At 70.4% G+C, this 24,246-nt stretch carries 25 protein-coding genes; 14 read left to right on the plus strand and 11 right to left on the minus strand.

Annotated features, from left to right (window positions below):
- Nucleotides 1-145: 145 nt before the first annotated feature.
- The 8 genes from ACSYGN_RS40575 (at nucleotide 146) to metK (ending at nucleotide 6,903) form a co-directional block, all read left to right on the plus strand.
- Nucleotides 146-1,639 carry an AMP-binding protein gene (locus ACSYGN_RS40575; RefSeq protein ID WP_460405856.1) on the plus strand — a complete coding sequence of 498 codons (1,494 nt, stop codon included), beginning with the start codon at nucleotides 146-148 and terminating at the stop codon, nucleotides 1,637-1,639.
- On the plus strand, nucleotides 1,636-1,893 hold the full coding sequence (locus ACSYGN_RS40580; RefSeq protein ID WP_460405858.1) for an acyl carrier protein: 258 nt from the start codon (nucleotides 1,636-1,638) through the stop codon (nucleotides 1,891-1,893). The genes ACSYGN_RS40575 and ACSYGN_RS40580 overlap by 4 nt, the downstream gene beginning before the upstream one ends.
- Before the next feature lie 125 nt (nucleotides 1,894-2,018).
- Nucleotides 2,019-2,396 carry an ectoine synthase gene (locus ACSYGN_RS40585; protein WP_460405860.1) on the plus strand — a complete coding sequence of 126 codons (378 nt, stop codon included), beginning with the start codon at nucleotides 2,019-2,021 and terminating at the stop codon, nucleotides 2,394-2,396.
- 18 nt (nucleotides 2,397-2,414) lie between these two features.
- Nucleotides 2,415-3,575, plus strand: coding sequence for an acyl-CoA dehydrogenase family protein (locus ACSYGN_RS40590; RefSeq protein WP_460405862.1), 1,161 nt, complete (start codon nucleotides 2,415-2,417; stop codon nucleotides 3,573-3,575).
- A gap of 89 nt (nucleotides 3,576-3,664) precedes the next feature.
- The gene (locus ACSYGN_RS40595) at nucleotides 3,665-4,366 is read left to right on the plus strand and encodes a transglutaminase-like domain-containing protein (RefSeq protein WP_460405864.1); all 702 of its coding nucleotides are present in this window, start codon (nucleotides 3,665-3,667) and stop codon (nucleotides 4,364-4,366) included.
- 1 nt (nucleotide 4,367) lies between these two features.
- Complete coding sequence (locus ACSYGN_RS40600) at nucleotides 4,368-4,934, plus strand: hypothetical protein (RefSeq protein ID WP_460405866.1); 567 nt, start codon at nucleotides 4,368-4,370, stop codon at nucleotides 4,932-4,934.
- A gap of 16 nt (nucleotides 4,935-4,950) precedes the next feature.
- A complete protein-coding gene (locus ACSYGN_RS40605) occupies nucleotides 4,951-5,667 on the plus strand; it encodes a nucleosidase (RefSeq protein ID WP_460405868.1) in 717 nt (238 codons plus the stop codon).
- A 12-nt stretch (nucleotides 5,668-5,679) separates the two neighbouring features.
- Nucleotides 5,680-6,903, plus strand: coding sequence for a methionine adenosyltransferase (metK, locus tag ACSYGN_RS40610; RefSeq protein WP_460405870.1), 1,224 nt, complete (start codon nucleotides 5,680-5,682; stop codon nucleotides 6,901-6,903).
- A gap of 242 nt (nucleotides 6,904-7,145) precedes the next feature.
- Here the strand turns inward: metK and ACSYGN_RS40615 are convergent, their stop codons facing one another.
- Nucleotides 7,146-8,492, minus strand: coding sequence for an acyltransferase (locus tag ACSYGN_RS40615; protein ID WP_460405872.1), 1,347 nt, complete (start codon nucleotides 8,490-8,492; stop codon nucleotides 7,146-7,148).
- A 293-nt stretch (nucleotides 8,493-8,785) separates the two neighbouring features.
- Between ACSYGN_RS40615 and rfbH the strand changes: the two genes are divergently transcribed.
- Nucleotides 8,786-10,087, plus strand: a complete 1,302-nt coding sequence (gene rfbH, locus ACSYGN_RS40620) for a lipopolysaccharide biosynthesis protein RfbH (RefSeq protein ID WP_460405874.1) — start codon at nucleotides 8,786-8,788, stop codon at nucleotides 10,085-10,087.
- On the opposite strand, the gene ACSYGN_RS40625 is transcribed toward rfbH, so the two are convergent.
- Both ACSYGN_RS40625 and ACSYGN_RS40630 read right to left on the minus strand, forming a co-directional pair.
- Nucleotides 10,068-11,339 (minus strand): macrolide family glycosyltransferase, encoded by a 1,272-nt coding sequence (locus tag ACSYGN_RS40625; RefSeq protein WP_460405876.1) that lies wholly within the window; start codon nucleotides 11,337-11,339, stop codon nucleotides 10,068-10,070. The genes rfbH and ACSYGN_RS40625 overlap by 20 nt on opposite strands.
- 109 nt (nucleotides 11,340-11,448) lie before the next feature.
- A complete protein-coding gene (locus ACSYGN_RS40630; RefSeq protein ID WP_460405878.1) occupies nucleotides 11,449-12,072 on the minus strand; it encodes a dTDP-4-dehydrorhamnose 3,5-epimerase family protein in 624 nt (207 codons plus the stop codon).
- 167 nt (nucleotides 12,073-12,239) lie between these two features.
- Between ACSYGN_RS40630 and ACSYGN_RS40635 the strand changes: the two genes are divergently transcribed.
- On the plus strand, nucleotides 12,240-13,232 hold the full coding sequence (locus ACSYGN_RS40635; protein WP_460405880.1) for an NAD-dependent epimerase/dehydratase family protein: 993 nt from the start codon (nucleotides 12,240-12,242) through the stop codon (nucleotides 13,230-13,232).
- 68 nt (nucleotides 13,233-13,300) lie between these two features.
- On the opposite strand, the gene ACSYGN_RS40640 is transcribed toward ACSYGN_RS40635, so the two are convergent.
- The 4 genes from ACSYGN_RS40640 to ACSYGN_RS40655 all read right to left on the minus strand — a co-directional run bounded on the left by ACSYGN_RS40640 (nucleotide 13,301) and on the right by ACSYGN_RS40655 (nucleotide 16,845).
- Nucleotides 13,301-14,089: an AfsR/SARP family transcriptional regulator gene (locus tag ACSYGN_RS40640; RefSeq protein ID WP_460405882.1), complete on the minus strand. Its 789-nt coding sequence runs from the start codon at nucleotides 14,087-14,089 to the stop codon at nucleotides 13,301-13,303.
- Nucleotides 14,083-15,102, minus strand: coding sequence for a dTDP-glucose 4,6-dehydratase (rfbB, locus tag ACSYGN_RS40645; RefSeq protein ID WP_460405884.1), 1,020 nt, complete (start codon nucleotides 15,100-15,102; stop codon nucleotides 14,083-14,085). Before rfbB ends, ACSYGN_RS40640 begins: the two co-directional genes overlap by 7 nt.
- Nucleotides 15,103-15,297: 195 nt before the next feature.
- Nucleotides 15,298-16,545, minus strand: coding sequence for an activator-dependent family glycosyltransferase (locus tag ACSYGN_RS40650; protein WP_460405886.1), 1,248 nt, complete (start codon nucleotides 16,543-16,545; stop codon nucleotides 15,298-15,300).
- A 30-nt stretch (nucleotides 16,546-16,575) separates the two neighbouring features.
- A complete protein-coding gene (locus ACSYGN_RS40655) occupies nucleotides 16,576-16,845 on the minus strand; it encodes a ferredoxin (protein WP_460405888.1) in 270 nt (89 codons plus the stop codon).
- 266 nt (nucleotides 16,846-17,111) lie between these two features.
- Here ACSYGN_RS40655 and ACSYGN_RS40660 point away from each other — a divergent pair, with 266 nt between their 5' ends.
- From ACSYGN_RS40660 to ACSYGN_RS40670, 3 genes are read left to right on the plus strand one after another with little or no spacing between them, the layout of a single operon-like run.
- The gene (locus ACSYGN_RS40660; protein ID WP_460405890.1) at nucleotides 17,112-18,380 is read left to right on the plus strand and encodes a cytochrome P450; all 1,269 of its coding nucleotides are present in this window, start codon (nucleotides 17,112-17,114) and stop codon (nucleotides 18,378-18,380) included.
- 26 nt (nucleotides 18,381-18,406) lie between these two features.
- On the plus strand, nucleotides 18,407-19,627 hold the full coding sequence (locus ACSYGN_RS40665) for a cytochrome P450 (RefSeq protein ID WP_460405892.1): 1,221 nt from the start codon (nucleotides 18,407-18,409) through the stop codon (nucleotides 19,625-19,627).
- 38 nt (nucleotides 19,628-19,665) lie between these two features.
- Entirely contained in the window at nucleotides 19,666-21,084 is a 1,419-nt protein-coding gene (locus ACSYGN_RS40670; RefSeq protein ID WP_460405894.1) for an acyltransferase, read from the plus strand.
- Nucleotides 21,085-21,134: 50 nt separating this feature from the next.
- On the opposite strand, the gene ACSYGN_RS40675 is transcribed toward ACSYGN_RS40670, so the two are convergent.
- Together ACSYGN_RS40675 and ACSYGN_RS40680 are read right to left on the minus strand one after the other, a co-directional pair.
- Complete coding sequence (locus ACSYGN_RS40675) at nucleotides 21,135-21,731, minus strand: hypothetical protein (RefSeq protein ID WP_460405896.1); 597 nt, start codon at nucleotides 21,729-21,731, stop codon at nucleotides 21,135-21,137.
- A gap of 14 nt (nucleotides 21,732-21,745) precedes the next feature.
- Nucleotides 21,746-22,963 (minus strand): helix-turn-helix domain-containing protein, encoded by a 1,218-nt coding sequence (locus ACSYGN_RS40680; protein ID WP_460405898.1) that lies wholly within the window; start codon nucleotides 22,961-22,963, stop codon nucleotides 21,746-21,748.
- 250 nt (nucleotides 22,964-23,213) lie between these two features.
- Here ACSYGN_RS40680 and ACSYGN_RS40685 point away from each other — a divergent pair, with 250 nt between their 5' ends.
- Nucleotides 23,214-23,462 carry a hypothetical protein gene (locus tag ACSYGN_RS40685; RefSeq protein ID WP_460405900.1) on the plus strand — a complete coding sequence of 83 codons (249 nt, stop codon included), beginning with the start codon at nucleotides 23,214-23,216 and terminating at the stop codon, nucleotides 23,460-23,462.
- Nucleotides 23,463-23,515: 53 nt separating this feature from the next.
- Here the strand turns inward: ACSYGN_RS40685 and ACSYGN_RS40690 are convergent, their stop codons facing one another.
- Nucleotides 23,516-23,962 carry a hypothetical protein gene (locus ACSYGN_RS40690; RefSeq protein ID WP_460405902.1) on the minus strand — a complete coding sequence of 149 codons (447 nt, stop codon included), beginning with the start codon at nucleotides 23,960-23,962 and terminating at the stop codon, nucleotides 23,516-23,518.
- Nucleotides 23,959-24,225, minus strand: coding sequence for a hypothetical protein (locus ACSYGN_RS40695; protein WP_460405904.1), 267 nt, complete (start codon nucleotides 24,223-24,225; stop codon nucleotides 23,959-23,961). The genes ACSYGN_RS40690 and ACSYGN_RS40695 overlap by 4 nt, the downstream gene beginning before the upstream one ends.
- Nucleotides 24,226-24,246: the final 21 nt, after the last annotated feature.

Genomic DNA, 24,246 nt, shown 5'->3' on the forward strand with positions numbered 1-24,246 from the left:
GGTATAAAACCCCGCCACTCGCCCGAAGAAAGCAATAGTGCAACGCCCGCAGAATAGCGGAGAAAACCAGCACCAGAATCAGCAGCAGAATTAGCAGCACATCCATCAGGTCCATCAGGTCCGATGTCCGACTCGAGGGGGAGCCATGTCCAGATCGCTGGCAGGTGACGTCACAGAGCGCGCGAAGCAGACCCCGGACGCCCCGGCGCTGCTGTTCGGCAGCGCCGGTGGCCAGGTCGTCACCTATGCCGAGCTGGCCGCCGCCGCGGACCGGATCGGTGCCGAACTGGCCGCCGAGTACCCCGACTTCGGCCGCCCGCTCGCCCTCCAGGCGACCAAGTCCGCTGCGGCGATCGCGACCGTGCTGGCCTGTCTCCAGACCGGCCGCCCGCTGCTGCTGGCCTCCACCGAGCTCGGCCGGGACCTCCTGGCCGACCTGGTGGCCCGCAGCGGCAGCCAGGCCGTACTCAGCGTCTTCGGCGACGAACTGACGCACCGTCGTACAGAGGGGGACGAGGACAGCGGCAGCGTCACAGCACCCCGGCTCCCCCCGGACACCGCCCTGCTGCTCACCACCTCCGGCTCCACCGGCATCCCCAAGCTGGTCCCGCTCAGCGGCGACGGCATCGACGCCTTCACCTCCTGGGCCGGCACCGCCTTCGACCTGGGTCCCGGCAGCCGGGTGCTCAACTTCGCCCCCCTCAACTTCGATCTCACCCTCCTCGACATCTGGGCGACGCTGCGGCACGGCGGCTCGGTCGTACCGGTGGACCACGACCGGTGTCTCGACCCGCGGTATCTGATCGGGCTGCTGGCCAGCACCAGGCCGCATGTGGTGCAGGCGGTGCCGATGTTCTTCCGGCTGCTGACGGAGTCGCTGCTGACGGAGTCGGGCACCGCGTCCGACTTCCCCAGCGTGCGCGAGGTGCTGCTGACCGGCGACCATGTGCCGCGCCCGGTGCGGGCAGGGCTGGCCCGGCTGTTCCCCGAGGCCCGGCTGCACAACGTGTACGGCTGCACCGAGACCAACGACAGCATGATCCACACCTTCGCCGCGGACCGGGCCGCCGACCGTGACGTCCTGCCGCTGGGCAGCCCGCTGCCGGGTGTGCTGGTGGAGGTCCTGGCCCAGGGCGAGGTGCTGCACGGCCCCGGCACCGGTGAACTCCTGGTCTCCACCCCGTTCCAGACCACCGGCTACCTCGGTGAGGCGGGGGCGCGGGCGGCGGGCCTGAACGACAAGTTCACCGTGCGCGGCGACCACACCTGGTACCGCACCGGTGATGTCGTCACCCGCTCCGACGACGGCGAGCTGACCCTGGTGGGCCGTACCGACTCCCAGGTCAAGGTGCGCGGGGTGCGCATCAATCTGGAGGAGGTCGAGCGGGTCATCCAGATCCATCCGGCGGTCGCCGAGGCTGCAGTGGTCGCCGTACCGGATCCCGCCTCGGGAAGCGCGCTGCACGCCTTCGTCCGGTTCGGCGACGACGCGGTGACCAGGCTCCAGCTGCGCAGCTACTGCGCCGCCCAGGTCAACCGGGCGGCCATTCCCACCGTGTTCCACCTGATGACCGAACCGCTGCCGACCGGCCCCACCGGCAAGGTGAGCCGTCGCCGTCTGATGGAGAAGATCGCATGACCGTCCAACGCGACATCACCGCGTACATCGTGTCCGAGTATCTGCCCGGCACCCCCGCGTCCGAACTGGAGCCGACCTACGACCTGCTGGAGACCGGCGTGATCAGCAGCCTGGATCTGCTGCGGCTGATCGAGTGGCTGGGCGACCGCTACGACATCCCGTTCGCCGACCTGGAGATCTCCCCGGAGGACTTCCGGTCGGTCGCCGCCATGGAGAAGGTCGTCCAGCGCTTCGCCGGCGTCACGACCGACTGACCAGGGAGCCACAACCCCCTTCCCCCACGCGCACTCCCCTCCCAGCGGAGCGCTCAGCACCCGCACGCCCACCCGTCCCCTCCCCCCGAGGTTCCCCCGAGACCCACACCCTGGAGAGACAGAACATGTTCATTCGCGAGAAGTCCAAGGTCGCCCCGGTCGAATGGGGCAGCGGTCCGAGCCACCGTCTCCTGGTCGAGACGGACAACATGGGCTTCGGCATCTGCCACACCTTCGTCCGGGCGGGCACCAAGTCGCGGCTCCAGTACCGCCGTCACCTGGAGGCCTGCTACTGCATCAAGGGCTCGGGCCGGGTGGAGGCCGCCGACGGCAGCGTGGCCGCGGACCTCACTCCCGGTGTGCTGTACGTCCTCGACGACCACGACGCGCACTTCCTGATCGCGTCCCCGGACGAGGACCTGGAGCTGGTGAGCGTGTTCAACCCGCCGCTGCGGGGCGACGAGAGCCACAGCCTGAGCGACGAGGCCTTCTCCCAGTACTGACGAGACGGAAGCCCCATCATGAAACGCTGGAGCGAGGAACAGCAGGAACTGCGCGAGGCGATCGGCGCCGTCGCCGCGAAGGCCGGCACCGACCACCTCGAACGCGACCGGACCGGCACCTTCGACCGGGACGGCTGGCAACGTCTCAAGGACGTGGGCCTGTTCGGGCTGCCGTTCGACCCGCAGTACGGCGGGCTGGGCCAGGACCTGCCGACCACCGTCCATGTGCTGGAGGAACTCGGCTACGCGTGCCAGGACTCCGGGCTGAACTTCTCGGTGTCCACCCACATCGTGAGCACCGGCATCCCGCTCCAGCGCTTCGGTTCCTCGGCCCTCAAGGCCCGCTATCTGCCGGAGATCTGCGCCGGCTCGATGATCGGCGCGCACGCCATCACCGAACCGTCCGGCGGCTCCGATGTGATGGGGATGCGCACCACCGCCGTCCTGGACGGCGACGACTATGTGCTGAGCGGCAGCAAGTCGTTCATCAGCAACGCCTCCATCGCAGATCTCATCGTCGTCTACGCCCGTACCGGCCCACCCGGTGACCTCGCCGGGATCACCGCGTTCCTGGTCCACCGGGACACCCCGGGACTGACCGTGGGCAGCCCCATCTCGAAGATGGGGCTGCGCACTTCACCCTTGTCCGAGGTGTTCCTGGACGACGTACGCGTGCCCCGGGACCACGTCGTCGGCAGCAAGGGCGCCGGGTTCCTCATCTTCGACCACGTGATGAAGTGGGAGATCCTGTGCGGCTTCGGGATCAACGTCGGTGAGATGCGCCGGCGCCTGGAGCGGTGCGTGGAGTACGCCCGCACGCGCACCCAGTTCGGTACGGTCATCGGCGCCAACCAGTCCGTCGCCAACATGATCGTCGAGATGCGGATCGACCTCGAGACCTCGCAGAAGTGGATCCACGACACCGCCGAGAAGGTCCACTCCAAGGCCGACGCGGCGAGCGACGTCGCCATCACCAAGCTGGTGGTGAGCGAGGCCAATGTGCGCTCCGCGCTCAACGCGATCCAGGTCTTCGGCGGTTACGGCTACGTCAGCGAGTTCGGCGTCGAGAAGGACCTGCGGGACGCCGTCGGTGGGCGGATCTACTCCGGCACCTCGGAGATCCAACGCCAGCGGCTGGCCGCCCTGATGGGCCTGAACCGTCCGGTCAGGCCGGCTTGAGCAGGAGGATCCGGCATGTGGATCAGACATGTGGATCCGGAAGATCCGGCACATGGATCCCGCATGGATCCGGAAGGAAGCCCCACGACATGGCAGAGCACACCACCGGCGCCACGACGGCCGAGGCGCCGACGCTGGCAGCGACCGAGTTCCTGGACCACGACTCCCCCGGCGTACGGGAGTTCGTCGACAAGACCCTCGCCGACGCGTCCGTCCCCGGCACGGCGACCGGCACCGAGAAGGCCATAGCCCTCTTCTACGCCGTCCGCGACGGCATCACCTACGAGGTCTACGGCGCCGACCTGACCCGTCACGGCCTGAGCGCGACCGGCGTGCTGGAGAAGGGCTTCGGATTCTGCGTCCACAAGTCCATCCTGTACGCGGCCGCGCTGCGCGCCGTGGGCGTCCCGAGCAAGGTCTACTACGGCGACGTACGCAACCACCTCGCCTCGCCCCGGCTGCGCGAACTGGTCGGCGGCGACGTGTTCCGCTTCCACAGCCTGACCGTGGTCAACCTGGACGGCAGGTGGGTGAAGGCCACACCGGTCTTCAACAAGCTGCTGTGCAGGCTGTACAAGATGAAGCCGCTGGACTTCGACGGGAAGACGGACAGTCTGTACCACCCGTACGACGAGGACGGCCGCAGGCACATGGAGTTTCTCCACGAGCACGGCTCCTTCGACGATGTCCCCTACGACCTGGTCGTCGGCGGCATCCGCGCCGCGCACCCGCAGCTGTTCGCGAGCGCCCACACGACGGTCTCGGGCTCCCTGGCCGAGGAGGCCGCCTGAGATGGGTATGGGAGTGGCTGCCGGCGGCACCGAAGGCGTCACGGACGCTACAGACGCTACGGACGCTCTGGACGGCTACGCCGACTACGGCGACTGGACGCACCCGGTGCACCACAGCGTCCCCGGCGGGCACCTCGCCCTGCCGGGCGCCCTGCTGAAGTGGTACGACATCCGGGTCGCCGGGCAGGACGTCACCCCAGAAGTCAGCGCCGAGGCAAGGGAGTTCCTGCACGCGCAGACGGAGGCGGGACGGCTGGAGTTCCGCCGGGAACTCGGCCACGTACTGCTGCACCGCTGCACCACGGACTTCTATGTCATGCAGGTCTGCGTCTGGCGGGACCGCAACGAGCTGGTCCAGGCGATCTACACCCGCAGCGACGCCACCCACGGCGACTGGCGCCCCTACGAGCAGGAGACGGGTCTCCAGCTCGCCACCCAGGACGTCGTCGAGCTGGACGTGACCGCTCACGAGCGGCGCGCCTGGTCGGCGTATCTGCGGTCGGGGCGCGACACGGCGGCAAAGCGGGCCTACCTCGACGATTTCGACACCGAGCGTGACGTCGGCTGACAGAAGCGGAGAAGCCGTGGCCAGTCCCCCGACGACCCGTCGTCGCCCGCACCTGCCCGAACCCCCCATCACCGACCCGGTGTTCCGCCCGCGGCTGCACGGCGAGATCCGGCGTGACCGCCCGCTGCTCGTCGCGGCCGTGGACGAGGAGGCGGCGCGGCTGGACGACCGGTTCCCGGTGCTGATCACCGGCATGGGCAAGGTGAACGCGGCCACCGCCCTGGCCGTGATGCTGTCCCGCGGCGAACCGCCGAGCGAGATCGTCAATCTGGGCACGGCCGGGGCGCTGAAGGAAGGTTTCCACGGTGTCCACGTGGTCTCCCGGGTCCTCCAGCACGACCTCGACTCGACCTTGCTGCACTCGCTCAGCGGCCGCGTCTACGGCGCCCCGCTCACCGTGTCGGAGGGCCCCGGCCCGACGCTGGCGACCGGGGACGCGTTCGTCACGGACCCGGCCGTCCGCGACCGGCTCGCCGAGGAGGCCGATCTGGTCGACATGGAGGGGTACGCGGTCGCGGCCGTGGCCCGGCGGCTCGGGGTGCCGGTACGGCTGGTCAAGTACGTGAGCGACCGGGCCGACGAGAGCGCGAGCGCCACCTGGCCGGAGGCCGTGGACCACGCAGCCGGAGTTCTCGCGATGTGGGCCGAGGCCCACCTCCCGTCAGCGGCTTGCACCCACGACTTGCCCTTCCGCACCCGTACGTCCGCCACCTTCACCGCCCACCGCGCCTAAAGGGAGCACTTTGTGTCTCACCGACTGTTCACCTCGGAGTCCGTGACCGAGGGCCATCCCGACAAGATCGCCGACCAGATCAGCGACACCATCCTCGATGCGCTGCTGCGCGAGGACCCGGCGTCCCGGGTCGCCGTGGAGACGCTGATCACGACCGGCCAGGTCCATGTGGCCGGCGAGGTCACCACCACCGCCTACGCGGACATCGCGACCCTGGTCCGCAACAAGATCCTGGAGATCGGCTACGACTCCTCCGTCAAGGGCTTCGACGGCGCGTCCTGCGGTGTCTCGGTGTCGATCGGCGCGCAGTCGCCGGACATCGCGCAGGGCGTCGACACGGCGTACGAGAGCCGGGTGGAAGGTGCCGCCGCAGGTTGGATTGCGGACGAGCTGGACCGGCAGGGCGCGGGTGACCAGGGCCTGATGTTCGGCTACGCCACGAACGAGACGCCGTCCCTGATGCCGCTGCCCATCGAGCTGGCGCACCGCCTCTCGCGCCGCCTCACCGAGGTCCGCAAGAACGGCACCCTCCCCTACCTCCGCCCGGACGGCAAGACGCAGGTCACCATCGGCTACCTGGGCAGCAAGCCGCTGCGGCTGGACACGGTGGTCGTCTCCTCGCAGCACGCCTCCGACATCGACCTGGGGTCGTTGCTCACCCCGGACGTCCAGCACGAGGTCGTCGAGCACGTCCTGGACGGCCTGGCCGAGGACGGCATCAAGCTGGAGTGCGACGACTACCGGCTGCTGGTCAACCCGACCGGACGCTTCGAGATCGGCGGCCCGATGGGGGACGCGGGTCTCACCGGGCGCAAGATCATCATCGACACGTACGGCGGTATGGCCCGGCACGGTGGCGGTGCTTTCTCGGGCAAGGACCCGTCCAAGGTGGACCGTTCGGCGGCGTACGCGATGCGGTGGGTCGCCAAGAACGTGGTCGCGGCGGGGCTTGCCGCCCGGTGCGAGGTCCAGGTCGCCTACGCCATCGGCAAGGCGGAGCCGGTGGGGCTGTTCGTCGAGACGTTCGGTACGGGGGTTGCTCCGCAGGGGGCCATCGAGCGGGCGATCACTGAGGTGTTCGACCTTCGGCCTGCTGCGATCATCCGCGATCTTGATCTGTTGCGGCCGATCTATGCGCAGACGGCTGCGTACGGGCATTTTGGGCGGGAGTTGCCTGGGTTCACCTGGGAGCGGACGGATCGGGTCGAGGCGTTGCGCTCCGCGGCGGGGATCTAGGCGATCGGCTGGGGCGCGGGGGGGGTGCGTTTTCGGCTGACAGTTCGTCGTGGCTGGTCGCGCCCACGCGGCGCAGCCGCAAATCGATACAGCCCCGCGCCCCTAAAAGCAGCGGAGTTGCCCGCGCCCGAGTTTTCTGGCGCGGGCAAATCCATGCGCAACACTCCCGTAAGCGCGGCCAGCCGAATACGCGGTCTGCCGTATGCGCGGTCAGCCGGGAGCACGGTCAGCCGGGAGCACGGTCAGCCGTGAGCATGCAGGCGTTTTGTCCACTCCGGGGTTTGCAACGCCTCGGCGATTGCGCGGGGAACTCCGATGTGGATGTCTCGGCCGGCGCCGGGAGTTGGGGTCGGGGTGATCAGGACGGACCACGGGATCGGGTTGGGTGGGAAGCCGAACCAGAAGGGGCGGTCTGCGCCGAAGTCGAGGTCGTAGACCGGGAGTCGGCCCACGTTGTTGATGCCGATCAGGGTGTCGAAGGAGTCCAGGGCCATACGGCTCAGGACCCGGGGGATGCGGCGGGCTCGGCGTTGGGTCTCCAGGTAGGCCGCCTCGTCGCGGATGCGGGACTCGGTGAGGCCGGCGACCGCCTCTCGTACCGTTGCCGCAGCCTCGGAGAGGGGGGCCTCGCGGAGCCGGCGGGCGGGGAGTTCCGCGGTGACGTTCGTGATGCCGTTGCCCCAGTAGCCGTGGGGGAGGCGGTCGCGCAGGGGCCGGCGCAGGCCGACTACGACGCCCAGGCGTTCGGGAGTGGCCGCGGGGCGGGCTCGTAGGGCGGCCAGGACCTGCCAGAGGTGGGCCGTCAGGGCGTCGCTGCTGGAGATACGGGGGGTTGCGGGGGGCAGTGCCGTGCTCGCCTGGTCCTTCAGGGCCGCGATCTCGTCCGCCGTGAAGCGCAGCGTGATCGTGCGCAGGGCTCGGGCGCCGGCGTTCACCCGCACGATGAAGCGAACCTTCCGCCAGCCGCTGACGACCGAGTACTGGGTGCTGTGCGGCTCCGCTTCGGGGGCTGCCAGGGTGTTGAAGGGGGTCCGGTCGTACGGGACCTGGGCCGGGGGCTCCTGGCCCGCGTGGAGCAGCTGCCAGTGGCGTAGGAAGGCCAGGTGGCTCACGCCGTCGGCGATGCTGTGGTTGATCGCTATGCCGAGGACCGAGCCGCCGTCCCGCATATGGGTGATGCGTACCGTCAGGAGCGGGGTGTCCCGGTCGACGACCCGGAAGGCGTTCGCGCGGTGGAGGTAGGTGTTCAGGTCCGGTCGGGCCGGGTGGTCGGGGCCGTAGTCCGGCATGGGGCGGTCGCTGTGCGTCTCCGTGAACGGGATGCCCGCGTCGTTGCAGTCGACGCTCAGGCCGCCGTCGGGGTCGCGGACCAGTCGGCCGGTGAGGAGGGGGAAGCGGGGGAGGGTGGCCGTCAGGGAGTCGCGGAGGGCGGCGGCGTCCAGTCTCCGGCGGTAGAAGAAGACACGGGGCGTGGCGAAGGTGCCGTTCACCAGGTCGTAGACGCTCAGACGGATGCGTTCGCCCGTTGCCGTACCGGCTCGTAGGAGGGTGGTGCGGGACGACGGGGGTGAGGTGGGGGGGTGGGGCATGGGGCCTCGCTGGGTTCGTCGCCCGGGGTGGGGCGGCGGGCGGGACGGACCGGACACTCCAGCGTGGCGGGGGCCGGGCGAGGAAATCCCTAGGCTTCACAACTCGCCGCGGCTCAGGGCGTTTTGGTGGATCCCTAGACTTGCCCGGACGTGCTGGGCAGGGGTGTGGGCGGTGTGCTGGGCTGGTGGGCATCCCGGCCGGCGGTTTCCGGTGCGGGGAGACCCCGCTCGCACTCCTGCCGCCGAGGCACGGCCCGCGTGCCCGTCGGCAGTCACAGGGAGGCCACCAGCCGATGGGTAACGCCAAGACAGAGATCCTCGACCTGGTACGCGAGTACCACCGCAACAGCGCGGCCTCGGGGTTCGTCCCCGGTGTCACGCCCGTCATGGCCTCCGGTGCCGTCCTCGACGAGGACGACCGTGTCGCGCTGGTCGAGGCCGCGCTGGACATGCGGATCGCCGCGGGCCCCAGCTCACGCAAGCTGGAGCGGTCGCTGGCCAAGTACTTCGGGCTGCGCAAGGCGCATCTGACCAACTCCGGTTCGTCCGCCAACCTGCTGGCGCTGAGCGCGCTCACCTCGCCCCAGTTGGAGGACGCCCGTCTGGTGCCGGGCGACGAGGTGATCACCGTGGCGGCCGGGTTCCCGACGACCGTCAACCCGATCATCCAGAACGGGCTGATCCCCGTTTTCACGGACGTCGAGCTCGGCACCTACAACCCCACGCCCGAGCGGATCGAGCAGGCCATCGGCCCCCGTACGCGAGCGATCATGGTGGCCCACGCGCTGGGCAATCCCTACGCCGTGGAGGAGATCGCCCAGATCGCCGACGCCCACGGCCTGTTCCTCGTCGAGGACAACTGCGACGCCTTCGGCAGCACCTACAAGGGGCGCCTCACCGGCACGTTCGGCGATCTGGCGACCGAGAGCTTCTATCCCGCCCACCACATCACCATGGGCGAGGGCGGTGTGGTCCTCACGGACAATCTGGCGCTGGCCCGGATCGTGGAGTCCATGCGGGACTGGGGCCGGGACTGCTGGTGCGAACCCGGTGAGGACAACCGCTGCTTCAAGCGGTTCGAGCAGCAGATGGGCACGCTGCCCGCCGGCTACGACCACAAGTACATTTTCTCCCACGTCGGTTACAACCTGAAGTCGACCGATCTGCAGGCCGCGCTGGGACTTCAGCAGCTCTCCCACATCGACGAGTTCGGCAAGGCCCGCCGGCACAACTGGGCGCGGCTGCGGGAGGGGCTGGACGGGCTGCCGTATCTGATCCTGCCGGAGGCCACGGCGGGCAGCGACCCGAGCTGGTTCGGGTTCGCCCTCACCGTGGAGCCGGGCGCCCCGTTCGCGCCGGGCGCCGTCATCGACCATCTGGAGAGCAGCAAGGTCGCCACCCGGCGGTTCTTCGCGGGCAACCTCATCCGCCACCCGGCCTACGCCGACCGGGAGTTCAGGGTCAGCGGGCCGCTGACCAACAGCGACATCAGCACCGAGAGCACCTTCTGGATCGGTGTCTATCCCGGGCTGACGGACGAGATGATCGACCACAGCATCGCGACGCTCCGATCCTTCATCGAGCGGCCTCACTGAGCAGCTCGGCGTCTCGGGTCGTCCTCCGCGCGTCATGGGCCGCCGCCGACCACTGCTCGATCAGGTCGGCGGCACGTCGTGCGCCTCCGGCGCCGCGGACGGCTTCCCTCATCCGGGTCAGGGCGGCGGGTGTGCGGGGGTCGTCGAGCAGGTCGGTCACCGTGGCGGCGAGCGTGGTGGCGTCGAGGGCCTTCCTGGGCAGTGCCCGGCCCACCCCGCACTCCTCCAACCGGGTGGCGCTCAGGTCGAGTTCATGGGCGCGCGGGATCGCGACGACGGGGGTGCCGTAGTACAGCGCCTCCATGAGACTGCCCATGCCGGCGTGGCAGACCAGGACGTCCGCGTACGGCAGGACCGCGGGGTGCGGCAGCCACTCGTGCACCTCGATGTGCGGGGGGAGCGGCTCCAGTCGAGAACGGTCCGCGCCCCGTCCGAGGGTCATCACCACATGCCATTCGGCTGGGTCGAAGGCGGTGGCGCAGGTGCGGAAGAAGTCGCCGCGGTCCCCGGCCTCCGTGCCGAGAGAGACGAGTGCCGTACGGTGGCCGTCGGCGGGCGGGGTCCACCGGCCGGGCGGGGCGTCGGTGACCGTCGGGCCGACGAAGGCGAACCGGTCGTCGAAGCCGTCGCCATCGATCTGGAACTCCCTCGGCAGGAAGACCAGGTTGTGCTCGTCCCACTCGGTGCCGTAGCGGCCCATCTCGTCGAGTCCGATGCCGTGTTCGCCCATGAAGGCGATGAGTGCGGCGGCGCCGTCCGCCAGCCGCGGATGGCCGTGGTCCCACATCTGGCGTCGCAGCGAGAATGTCTCGTTCGCGGCGTGGCTGGGGAACATCTGGACCGGCAGCGCGCCCAGCACCCGGGCGGCCACCCGGCCGGCGGCCACGTTCTCGAAGTCGTAGAGCACCACGTCGGGGGCGTCCTCGGCGAGGGCGGCGAGCGCGGCGGGGAACACCGTGCGGATGGTGTCCACCAGCAACGCGTATCCCTCCTCGGCGAGTTGGTCGGGGCTCGGGTCGGCGGCCCGGTAGAAGTCGCCGCGCGCGGAGGGGTAGGTGACGGCGCGGGCGCCCGTCTCCTCGACCAGGGCGGCGAACCGTTCGTCCACGACGTAGGTCACCCGGTGGCCGCGCGCGATCAGCTCGCGGGCGGGGCCGAGGCTCGGGGCGACATGGCCGAAGTCCGCGAAGGGGAAGACGGCGCAGTGCAGTTCGCGGAAGGGGGCGGCATCGGTGGTCTGCGGGTGCGGCATCGGCGGGTCCTTCGGTGCGGGCGGTGGCCGGTCCCTCGGTGCGGGCGGCGGCGGTCCTTGGTGCGGGCGGCGGCTGGTCCTTCGGGTGCGGGCGGCAGTGCCAGGGCCGTCAGGCCGTGGGCCCGGTGGCGGCGACGCCGCGCAGGGCCGCGTAGTGGGCGAGGCAGTCCTCGTACGTCGGCAGCAGGCCCGCTTCACGTGCGTGGGCGACGGAGACGGCGGCGGAGTCCTTGGCCGACATCACCGGCGTCTCCGACAGCTGCCAGGGCAGGCCGAGTTCGGCGTCGAGGGGGTCGATGTCGATCTGGGTGCCGGGCACGAACTCGGTGGAGCAGAGGTAGGAGACGCAGGTGTCGTCGGTGAGGGCGAGGAAGCCGTGCACGAGCCCCTCGGCGACGAAGACGGTGTCGCCCGACTCGGCGGTCATCCTGTTCGCCTCGTGCACACCGAAGGTGGGCGAGCCGATCCGCAGGTCGACGACGATGTCGAGGACCGCGCCCCGCACCACGCACACCACCTTCGCCTGGCCCGGCGGCAGCAGGGTGCCGTGCAGACCGCGCAGGGTGCTCCTGCGCGAGACCGAGTAGTTCACCTGGGCCACGGGCACCGGCCTGCCGATCTCGGCGGCCAGCCTGTCGTGGCGGAACGACTCGTAGAAACTGCCCCGCGCGTCGCCGTGCTTGTGCGGCGTGATGTGGAAGGCGTCCGACACGGCCATCTCTCGAACCTTCATGGTGTCAGCACCCTATGGCGTGCCGCTCGAGGACCGTTCAAGGACGTTTCGAGCCCGGCGCAGGCCCCGGTCGAGTCCAATCGTCCTGGAGAGGTCCTCGACCGCCGGGTGCCACAGTGACCGTACGGAATCTTCGGCAGAAGCCGTCGGCAGGAGGAGAGAGCGGCATGGCGCTGGTCGGTACGCGGGGGCTGCCGGGAGGGCGGGGCGACGGGTCGTCGTCCGGCCGGGTGGTCGTTCTGGGCGCCACCGGGTTCGTCGGCCGGCACGCCGGTGCCGCCCTGGAGGCCGCCGGGCACGAGGTGCTCGCCGTCGCCCGGTACGCCGCCAAGATCCCGGCGTCGTGGCGGTTCTGCCCGATGGACCTGGTCAAGGACGGGCCCGCCCCGCTGACCGAACTGATCGACGCCGAGCACCCGGTGGCCGTCGTCAACGCGGCCGGGGTGGCGTGGTCGTCGTCGCCCGGTGTGATGCGGCAGGGCAACCAGCTCCTGGTGGACCGGCTCCTCGCGGCCCTCGGTGCCGCCTCCTGGCGGCCGCGGCTGGTGCATCTCGGCTCGGTGCACGAGTACGCGCCGCAGCCCGCCGGGGTGCGCCTCGCCGAGGACTCCCCCACCGTGCCGACGACCGACTACGGCCAGTCGAAGCTGCTCGGCACGCAGGCGGTGCTGCGCTCGACGGCCGAGGGCCGCACCGACGCCGTGGTGCTGCGCCTGTCGAACGTGATCGGCGCCGGGACCCCGCCGAGCAGCCTGCTGGGCCGGGTCGCACGCCAGTTGCTGGCCCCGCCCGCCGTACCCGGTGAGCCGGTCACCGTGCAGTTGTCGCCGCTGCGCAGCAGCCGGGACTTCGTCGACGCCAAGGACGCCTCCGAGGCGATCGTCGCGGCGACCCGGACCCCGGCGGTGCGGGGGCGGGTGCTGAACATCGGCAGCGGCGCCTCGCAGCATGTGCGCACCATGGTCGACCTGCTGATCGCGGCCAGCGGCCGGACGACCCGGCTGGTCGAGGACAGCGGCGGCACGGTACGGCCCGCGGCGGACGCTGACTGGATGTGCGTCGATGTCACCGCGGCCCGAGAGCTGCTGGGGTGGGAGCCGAGGCGGGGGGTCGAGGAGGCGGTGCGGGATCTGTGGACGGCGGTGGAGGCGGCGGGGTGAGTCCCGCCCCACCAGGTTTTGCGGGCAGGCCGAATTCCCCTCCGGGCCACGGCCGTACGACGTCGGGGTCAGCCCACCAGCAGGCTGAGGTCGGCCGCGGTCACCCGGTCGGTGAGCACATGCTGGCGGATCTGCTGGAGTCCCGGTGACGGGTCGAGGCCGAGTTCGTCGCGCAGCAGACCGCGCAGCCGCTGGTAGACCTGGAGGGCCTCGCTGCGGCGGCCGCAGCGCTGGAGCGCGATGATGAGACCGCCCTGGAACCACTCGTGCAACGGATAGGTGCTGGCGAGTTCCTTGAGTTCCGGGACGAGTTCACGGTGCAGCCCCAGCAAGAGGCCCGCGGTGATACGCAACTCCAGTGCGTGCATGTGCAGTTCCTCCAGACGCAGGCCGTACGCCTGGAGGTAGGGGCCCCGCGGCACATCGGCGAACGGCTGCCCGGCCCACCAGGCCAGAGCCGCGCCGACGCGTTCCGTCGCCGTACGGGCGTCGCCGGTGTCGAGCGCGGAGCGCGCCTGCACGGTGAGCCGTTCGAACTCCTCGGCGTCGTAGTCACCGGGGGCCACCCGCAGCAGATAGCCGGTGGCCCGGGTGACGAGCGGGCCGGTGCCGGTGACCGTGTCGCCGTCGCTCTGGAGGAACTTGCGGAGCTGGTAGACGTACGTCTGGATGGTGGCCGTGGCGCTGCGCGGCGGGGTGTGGTCCCACAGTTCGGCGGAGATGGCCGGGACGGACACCAGGGTGTTGCGGCGGGCCAGCAGCAGGGCCAGCATCTGGCGGACCTTGGGGGCGGTCGGGGTCACCGGCCGCCCGTCCTGGGTGACTTCGAGCAGTCCGAGGGTGCGGAAGGTCAGCATGCCGGGTCTCCGTTCCCCGTCGTGGCCGCACCGTCCGGAGCGGGCTCCCACCAGTCACGGTTGTCGCGGTACCAGGCGACGGTCTCGGCGAGGCCCTCGGTGAAGTCCTTCTGCGGCTTGTAGCCCAGCTCCGTGTGGATCTTCTGCCAGTCCACGGAGTAGCGGCGGTCGTGGCCCTTGCGGTCGGTGACGTACTCGACCTGGTCCCAGCCCGCCCCGCACGCCTCCAGGAGCCGGTCGGTGAGCTGACGGTTGGTCAGTTCGGTGCCGCCGCCGATGTTGTAGATCTCTCCGGCCCGGCCGCGGGTGCGGACGAGTTCGATGCCGCGGACGTGGTCGTCGATGTGCAGCCAGTCGCGCACGTTGAGGCCGTCGCCGTAGAGCGGGACCTTCTCGCCCTTGAGGAGACGGGTCACGAAGAGCGGGATGATCTTCTCTGGGAACTGGTGGTGCCCGTAGTTGTTGGAGCAGCGGGTCACCCGTACGTCCATGCCGTGCGAGCGGTGGTAGACCAGCGCCAGCAGGTCGCCTGCCGCTTTGGACGCGGCGTAGGGGGAGTTGGGGTCCAGGGACTTCTCCTCGGAGGAGGAGCCCGACTCGATGGAGCCGTAGACCTCGTCGGTGGAGACGTGCACGAAGGTGCGGATGCCGTGGTGCAGTGCGGCGTCGAGGAGGACCTGGGTGCCCAGCACATTGGTGCGCACGAACTCGGCGGAGCTGGACAGCGAGCGGTCGACGTGCGACTCGGCCGCGAAGTGCACGACCTGGTCGTGCTCGGCCATCAGCGGCTCCACGACGGACGGGTCACAGATGTCGCCGACGACCAGCCGGAAGCGCGGCGAGCCGGCCACCTCGTCGAGGCTCTCCCGCTTGGCGGCGTAGGTGAAGGCGTCCAGGACGGTCACCGACACGTCGTCGAGGCCTAGGGGGCCGAGAGGGCCGAGGAGGGTGCGGACGTAGTGGGAGCCGATGAAGCCGGCACCGCCGGTCACCAGGATGCGCGTCTGACTCATCGGGGTTACGGCGTCCGGCACCCCGTAAGTCCGGGATGGGGTGGCGGGAGCGCCGTCCTCCTTCCTCGTGTGTGCGGTGCGGGCAGGGCGGGGTCTGCGGATGTGGGTGACCTGCGGGCGTCGCGGCGTGCGGTCTGCAGCGGCGGGTGGCGAGTGGCAGTGGCGGGTGGCGGGTGGCGGGTGGCGGGTGGTGGGTCAGCGGTCCGCCGTGAGGCGTTCCAGGACGGGGACCAGGGCGTGCGGGCTGGGCAGGGCGGCGGACTCGTCGCGCAGCCGCCCGGCCGCCGCCGCGAACGACGGGTCCTCCAGGAGCATCCGGGTGTGGACCAGGACCTGTCCGGCGTCCACGTCGCTGTGGTGTACGAAGATCCCGGCGCCGGCCTGCTGGAGGGCGAGGCCGCGCAGTTCCTGGTCGGCGACATGGGTCGAAAGGGCCAGCTGGGGAACGCCGTTGACGAGGGCTGTGGAGAAGGAGCCCCAGCCGCCGTGGTGGACGACGGCGGAGCAGGTCGGCAGCAGGGTGCTCAGCGCGATCCCGCTGACGGCACGGACGTTGGGCGGCAGGTCGCCGAGCTGATCGGCCTGCTCGGGCATGAGCGCGGCGACGACGTCCACGCCGAGGGCGCCGAGGGCGGTGAGAATGTCGTCGAGGGGGACGTAATCGCCGCCGTACGCCTCGGTGTTGGTGCGGCCGAGGGTGACGCACACCCGGGGCTGCTTGGGCTGTTCGCGCAGCCAGTCCCAGGCGACGGCGGGGCCGTTGTAGGGGACGTAGCGCATCGACATCTGGTGCAGCTCGCTCGGCGGGCGCAGGCTCGGCGGGAGGGTGTCGATGGTGAACTGGCCGTTCAGCAGCTCCTCGTCACAGGTCACGCCGTAGGGCGCGCCGCGTTCGCCGAGCCAGTCGGCGAGCGGGTCGTCCCGGCTCGACTGCGGCTGCTGCTGGGCGAGTTGTACGAAGGTGCGTCGGGCCCTGCCGTAGACGTCGGCGCACCAGAGCAGCCGGGCGTGGGCGGCGCCGCAGGCGCGTGCGGCGACGGCGCCCGCGTAGGCGATGGGGTCGCGGATCACGAGGTCGGGGCGCCAGGCGCGGGCGAGGGCGACCATGTCGTCGAGGACGGGGTCGTTGTAGCGGGCGAAGCCCCAGGGCACGCTGATCTCGTAACGCTCGCGCAGGGCGGGCCAGTCGGTCTCACCGGGGCCGAGGCGGCTCCAGTTGGCGACGTCGGCGTCCTGGGAGTCGCGGGCGGCGGCCATGTCGGCGTGGATGGCGTGGTCGTCGCCGACGGGGGCGGCGGTGAGTCCGGCGCCGGTGATGGCGGGGGTGAGGGACGGGGCGTTGGCCATCAGCACGTCGTGTCCGGCCGCCGCGAAGGCCCAGGCCAGCGGCACCATGGTGTAGAGGTGCGACTTCTCCGACAGACCGGCGAACAGTACGCGCATGGCAGCCTCTCGTCCTCGTCCGGTTCTCGCTCAGTCGTCCTCGTGGACGGTGATGGCGCCCAGCGGGCAGGAGTAACCGGCGTCCCGGATCGCCTCGTGGTGCTCGCTTCCCGGCCGTTCGACGAGCAGCAGGGCGTGGCCGTCGGTCTCGTCCTGGTCGAAGACCTCGGGGGCGATCAGCGCGCACTGACCCGCTCCCATGCACTTGTCGTGGTCGATCGCGATGTCCATGCCGGTGTCGGCCTTCCGCGTCGTGGGCGGTACGGACGCCCGGCGGTACGGTCCGCCGGGCGAGCCCATCTTGGGCTCCCTGCCGCCCTGTTGAGGCCGGTGAGCGGCACTGTCTGGGGTTTCCTCCAGAGATTCGGGCCGGGTGCGAGCAGCGGCGGCGGGCGCCGGGCGGTCGGTACTCGGTGAATCCCTAGACTGCGCCGTCGTTCCTGGCCCGCCGGGTGCGCCGCGTGCTGGAGTGGCGCGAGAGCCGGGCCCCGCCGGGGTGCCGGTCGGACTCGGTGCGCCGTGGGCCGCGTTGCACGCACCCGGGCCGCACGAAAGGGGATTCACTGGTGGCCAAGGAAGGACCCGGAGCCGTATCCGAAGCCGTGCCCGGAACAGCCCCCGGAACCGCTCCTGGCGTCGGCAAGCCCCCCACGGTCGAGCCGGACGGCGGTACGGCACTGCTCGCCTGGCTGGCGCGGATGCGGGGCGAGAGCCCGGTGTGGCGGGACGAGTCGGGCGAGGTGCACCTCTTCCGGCACGCGGACATCCAGCGCGTCCTGGCCGACCCGGCGACCTTCTCCTCGGACACCGTCGGCCGCCTGTCGGGCGGCGTGAAGCAGGCGCCGCGCGGCACGCTCCTGCTCCTGGACCCGCCGCTGCACGGCAAGATGCGCCGGCTGGTCAGCCGCGCCTTCACCCCGAACCTGATCACCGGCCTGGAGCCGTGGATCACCGAGCTGACCGCCGAACTCCTCGACACGGCGGCCGACATGGACGGCTTCGACCTCGATGACGTCGACCTGGACGGCTTCGACCTGGTCGACACGCTCGCCAACCCGCTGCCGGTCACGGTGATCGCCCGGATGCTCGGCGTGCCGCCCTCCGACCGGGACCGTTTCCAGGGCTGGGCCGACCAGCTGCTGACGACCGACCCCGAGGACCCCGAGGCCGTACGGCGCATGGAGGAGACCGGCACGGTCATCGCGTCGTACCTCCAGGACTTCATCGACGACCGGCGCCGCACCCCGCAGAACGACCTGCTGGGCATGCTGGTGGGCGCGGAGCTGGACGGCGAGCGTCTCGACGACGAGGACATCGCGAGCTTCGCGACGCTTCTGCTGCTCGCCGGGCACATCACCACGGCCGTGCTGCTGGGCAACACGCTGATGACCCTGGACGAGGACCCGCTCCTGTTCGACCAGGTGCGTGAGGACCGGTCGCTGGTGCCGGCGCTGCTGGAGGAGACCCTGCGGCTGCGGCCGCCGTTCACCCGGATCGAGCGGGTCACGGCGACGGCGACCGAGTTCGCGGGAATCGAGATCGGTCCGGACACCCTGGTCCACCTCTGGGTGCTGTCCGCCAACCGCGACGAACGGGTCTTCGAGGACGCGTCCACCTTCCGCCTCGGCCGCTCCAACGCCCGCCAAGCGGCCTTCGGGCACGGCATCCACTACTGCATCGGGGCGCCGCTGGCCCGTTTGGAGGCGCGGATCGCGCTGAACGCGCTGCTCGACCGCTACGTCCGCGTCGAGGTCGCCCCGGACGCCCGGCTCACCTACCACGGCACCAATGTGTTCGGCGCGCGGCACCTGCCGCTGGTCGTCAAGCGCGCCTGACCGAATCCTGACGCGAGGAGCAAGCGATGAAGACCAGGCCCGACGCCCCCGTCATCCCGTCGGACCGCGGCAGGTGCCCCTTCGACCCGCCCGCGGAGTACGCCCGGCTGCGCGAGAAGGAACCGGTCAGCCCGATCACCTTCCAGGTGTACCCGAAGGACCCGAACGGCTGGCTGGTCACCCGGCACGACCTGGTGCGGCAGATCCTCGCCGACAACCGCTTCAGCCACCGCAACGAGCTGCTGGCGCATGTCGTGGCGCCGCCGTTCCCGATGACCGGGTACGCCCCGCAGCCGTCCGCGCCGGGCGCGTTCGCGAAGACGGACGCACCCGAGCACGCCAAGTACCGGCGTCTGCTTGCCGGTTTCTTCACGGTGCGCAAGATCCAGCAGTTCGAGCCGGAACTGGTCCGCATCGTCGACCAGGCCCTGGACGAGATGGCGGCGCAGGGCTCACCGGCCGATCTGCTGAAGTCGTTCGCGGAGGTGGTGAGCGTCCGTTCGGTGCGGTCGCTGATGGGGGTGTCCGCCGAGCTGATGGAGGTCATCTCCAGGAGCTTCGCGCTGATGATGACGCTGACGTACACGCTGGAGGAGTTCGTCGGCGCGATCGAGGCGATGGACGCGGCGCTGCGGCCGGTGATCCGGGAGCGGATGGCTCAGCAAGGGGACGATTTCTTCGGCCAGTTGGCGGCGACCGGTGAACTGACCGAGGAGGAACTGGTCAACCTCGCGGTCCTCACGCTGGGCGGCTCGCTCGACACGACGCCCAACATGCTGGCGCTGGGCACGTTCGCCCTGCTGGAGCACCCGGAGCAGCTGGCCCGGCTGCATGCCCGCCCCGAGCTCTACGAGACGGGCGCGGTGGACGAGTTGATGCGCTACCTCACCATCTCCCAGATGGGGTCGAGCCGTTGTGCCCTGGAGGACGTCGAGCTCGACGGCGTCACCGTCAAGGCGGGCCAGACGGTGGTCCTCTCCCTGCCCGCCGCCAACCGCGACCCCTCGGTCTTCGACGACCCCGACACCCTCGACGTCACCCGCGTCCCGCGGGGGCACCTCGCGCTGGGCTTCGGCGCCCACCAGTGCCTTGGCCAGCACCTGGCCCGCACCAGCCTGCGGGTCGGGCTGCGCGCCCTCTTCGACCGCTTCCCGACCCTGCGCCTCGCGACCCCGGCGGACGAGGTCCCGCTGCGCGACCGGGCGGTGCATTACGGGGTGGACCGGCTGCTGGTGGCCTGGGACTGACGAGGGGGGCGGGGTCGAGTGACGAGGTGGGTGACGTCATGACACGGACCGGGGCGGTGCCGTTCCGCCGGACGGTGGAGAGCCGGGAGGTCGGCTCGTACATGGTGCGCGCGGGGTCGCCCGACGGGCGCACCCGAGGTGAACGTCTCCGGCTGAGCGGCTACGACCTGCTGACAGGCGCCTGGTACACCCCGATGACGTTCTTCTACCGCGGCACGCTGGACGGCGCGGAACTGCGCGCCTCGCTGGCCCGCACCCTCCGCCGATACCCACCCCTCTCCGGCCGTCTGGTCCGGGACCCGGCCCGGTCGGGCGGAGGGGTGAGCGTGCTGTGCGACGACGCCGGGGTCCGCTTCACGGAGGCGGAGTCACCGGAGCCAATGCGGGAGTACGGCCCGTCCCTGCGCACCGAGCCGGTGATCGGCAACCTGCTGCGCGAGGTGAGCGCGTTCCACGTGATCGGCAAGGACACCCCGCTCCTGAAGATCCGCCTGACACAGATGCGCGGCGGTGGCTCGATCCTCGGCGTGACGATCAACCACAGTCTCGCCGACGGCGGCAACTCGGTGGCGTTCCTGGAGAGTTGGTCTCGGGAGCACAGGGGGCTGCCGTGGCGGGCGCCGGACCACGACCGGGCGGCGCTGGACGCGCTGGGCCGGCTCTCCACGACTGCGGACACGGTGGCGGCCCGCGCCTTCGTCCGCGTCTCCCGTCTGCGCCTGCTGCGGACGAACCTGAAGGCGGGCCTGCACAAGCTGGCGACGGTGGCGACGCGCTTCGAGGCGGCCGAACTGGCGGCGCTGAAACGGAAGGCGCACACCGACCTCGCGGGCACCGGCGCCTGGGTGTCGACGAACGACGCCCTGACAGCGCACCTGTGGCAGCTGTACGCCGCACTCCGCGACCGCCCTACCGAGGCACCGGAGTGGCTGGGCCTGATAGTCGGCGCGCAGTCCCGGCTGGGCACGGACGCGCTCCCGGCCGGCTACTGGGGCAACTGCGTGACCAACAGCTGGACCGGCACGACGGCGGGCGCCCTGCGCGCCGCACCACTGGGCGCAGTCGCCCGGGACGTCCGATCCTGCCTGGACGCCAACACGGCGGAGAAGCTCCGGGACGAGATCGCGTACCTGAACTCCTACCGCCGCTCGGGAGTCTCCCGGCACGTGATGTCGGTACGGGCGCCGGACGTCTCGGAGACAAGCCTGACCGTCAACAACTGGTCGCAGTTCCCGCTCTACGGCATCGACCTGGGCGCGGGGAAGCCGTTCTGGTACGAGTTCCCGGACCTCCCGGTCCCGACGGTGCACATCGCCCCGACCCCGGCGGAGGACGGCGGCAGGGACGTCTACCTGTGCCTCCCCCTGGAGCACGCGACGAGGCTCCGCGACGACCCGACCTGGCTGCAACGCCTCCACCCCGAACTCCCCGTGCCGTCGACGGCCCCCGGGGACTGAGACGGGCGGGCCCTACCCCCGGGACCCGCACCATGGACGCCGTTCCCGGCTCAAGGCCGGCCCACACGTCCCAATCGGCCGGACATGAACTCCGCAGCCGTGTAGTCCTTCCCCCGTTCGGCGGCCTGGAGAGCAGTCGAGAAAGCTGCCGCCGCATCGGCAGCGAGGCGGCCCTCCTGGACCATGCGCGCCAGAAGCTTGTGTGTACTGAAAGGTGTGAGGTTGTGGTGGAGCGCTTCGACGCGTGCGTTGTAGTCCTCGCACAGCATGTACGGATCCACCTGCTGAAGCCGCTCGGACATGGCCATGATCACCGACTCGGCCCAGTGTTCGAACGGATGCCTCAAGGGCCTGCCGCTGCGCATGACGTCCTGGATCTCTACGATCCGCTGAGGCTCGACAAGGTCACCCGCGCTCACGGGATCGCCGAGCCAGCCGAGCTGTCCCAGAGCTGCGAGCGCCAAGCCTTTGAGATCAGGCGGCCCCTGACTCGCCAGTCCTTCCAGCTCGGCGGCGACGACATCCAGCAAGACGCGGTGTTGCGACGCGAGTTCGTCCTGGACCCGCCGACGCAGGTTGTCATCGGCAGCGAGCGTCAGCAGGGAGGAGGTATCAAAGGGAGGTCTTGCGGGCGCGGGAGTCGGCACCGCGCCGGTCGGCGTCAGATGAGCACCTCGGGATCGGGTTCCATCACCGCGTCCCACAGCGCATCGTCGTCCTCACGTTGGAGCAACGTCGCGACCACGCCCAAGCCCACACGCTGTTCTCGGGCAGCTTCGACCGCGGCGCTCAGGAGACGCTCGGGCGCACGGACCGTCCGCCGGACCGCGATCCCCGCGCCGGTGGGAGCCACTGACGCGTGGCGCGTGACGAGATCACCCACCCTCCTGCTGCGGATGCTCTTGCTCTGGTCATAGGTGATCAAGCCCATGCCACAGAGTTGGTGGACCAGAGCCGCCAGGGAAACACCGAACTGTTCCATGAGCGCCACCAGAGCGCGCTCCACGACGCGTCCGGCGCTCAGCCATTGCAGGGTCTCCCGAATGCCTTCCTCGGGCATCAGCAAGTGGCCCGCGAAGGCGTTGACACGTCTTTCCTGCAGGCTGTCCGCGAACATGTCCCGCTCACCCTCGTCAATGACATCACGCGGGTCACCCAGCAGGTGGTGGCCGAGTTCGTGAGCAAGCGTGAACCGTACATGGCCTTGGGAGAAGTCAGTGCTGGCCACGATCAGCGCCACACCGTCGCCGTGGACGCACAGTCCGTCCGTACGGGTTCCGAGCGGGGACAACGCCACGTCGACTCCGAAGTGCCGTTCGATCAGCCCCGGCAAGTCGCCCAGTTCATGTGATCCGAGACCGAGGCTGATTCGCGTGTGCCCGGCCAGTTGCCGACCCTGCCGTTCGGCCTCGGCCCTGTTGCGTGGGCGCTGGGCCAGTTCCTTGCGCGCGTAGTCGAAGACCTGCTGTCCTGCTGCCGTCGGCACGGCAGACGGTGGCGTCGCACGCTGGGCCAGGATGTCCTCGACTTCGAGCAACTGCACGGCACGGCGCTTCGCGTCGCCGCCGTCCTCTTCCGGTCCGGTCTCACCCGCCAGCCGGTGGGCCATGGCCAGTGTCGGCCGGGACGGCATCCCCAGCAGATGGGCCACTGTGACCCCCAGGACCTCGGCGAACATCGGCAGCTCCCGGACGCTGATCTTGCGCCGACCGTTCTCGATCTTTGAGATCTGGTCCTTCCCCAGCCCGACGAGCGCACCCAGCGCCTCCCCCGTGAGCGCACGACGGGCACGGGCCTGGCCGACCCGGCGGCCGACATCGGCAGGGCTCGCAGCCTGAGGCGAGGGCTCTACAGGACGTAGCGAACCCAACGCTTCCATGCCCGTCAGGCCAGTCGGTCCGTCTCGCACAGCAGCCTCCCCGGTCCGTCAGCGTTCCCTCATCAGGATCAGCATCGCAGCGCAGCGCAAGAATCGCAACTTTTCCTACAAGGCAGTTGCGATCAGTTGCAGTCATGGCTGCGGATTTGACGACCCTGACTGCTGGGGCAATATCAACCGATGACCATGCCCGATCGGCTACCGGAGCAGAGCAGCGACCCTTGCCGACGTACAGGTGATCCACCGGTTGGTGGCGGCATACGAACTCGATCTCCACGGCCGTGTGTCGACCGGGGCCGATCGCGTTGCCGCCGATCTCAGCTTGCCCGGGCTGGAGTTGGGGGCCGACACCGTGCTGATGCATGGCGCGGAAGGGCAACTGGTCGGCTGGGGCCGGGTGCGGGCCCGAAGGGTTGACGGGGCTGCGAAGTCGGACGTGACGCTGTTGACCGGCCTGAGTGCGCACGAGATCGCCCCGGTCGGCGGGATCGACGGGTAGCGAGAGCCGAGGGCACAGCGGCGGCCCACCCGGCCACGATCCGACGCCGTCCGTCAGATCTTCTCGACCCGCACCGGGTGTTCTGCGAGGAGTCGGGTCAGGTCGTCCGGGTCGGAGGTGAAGACGGTTGCCTGAGCTCCCTGTGCGGTTTCACGTGCGGCCACAGCCGCCAGAACGGCATTGATGGCGTACTTGTGACCATGCAGGCCGGCCGCTCTCAGCATGCCGCGCGCCATGGCGATGACCCGCTCGTCCGTGTGCACGACTCGGACCCGGGACAGCGTCCAGTCCCAGAGCGCCTGCCTCGACGTCTCACGAGGGTCCCCCGCCTCCAAGGTCGTGAGCGCCGAGGTGACGACCGGGATGTCGAGCCTCGGAGCGGTCTTGATCAGCGCGGCCATCTCCCGGTCGCCGCGGACCGCCTTGGAAAGAGCTTCGGAGTCGAACACGAAGACCCGCTGTCGTGGCCGCTGCAGCCTCGCTCGGTCGGTATGGCTCACGCCGCCCGGTCCGAACCCGGTCGCCGCTCGTCGTGCCAGCCGTCGATGGCGGCGATACGGTCCAGCGCCGCCTGCTGCTCGTCGTCCGTCACGGCGCCGTGCTCTTCTTCGAGACGTTCGGCCAGCTCACGCAGTCGGTCCATGGCGTCCTGGTGGGCGGCGGCGGCCGCGATGTAGCCGGACACCCCGCGCGCGTCGACACGATCCTTGATCGACTCCACCAGCTCTTCCGGCACGGTGATGGTGATCTTCCGAGTTGCCATACTTCGAGTATGCCGCACCTA

The sequence above is a fragment of the Streptomyces sp. YIM S03343 genome (genome assembly GCF_054729195.1).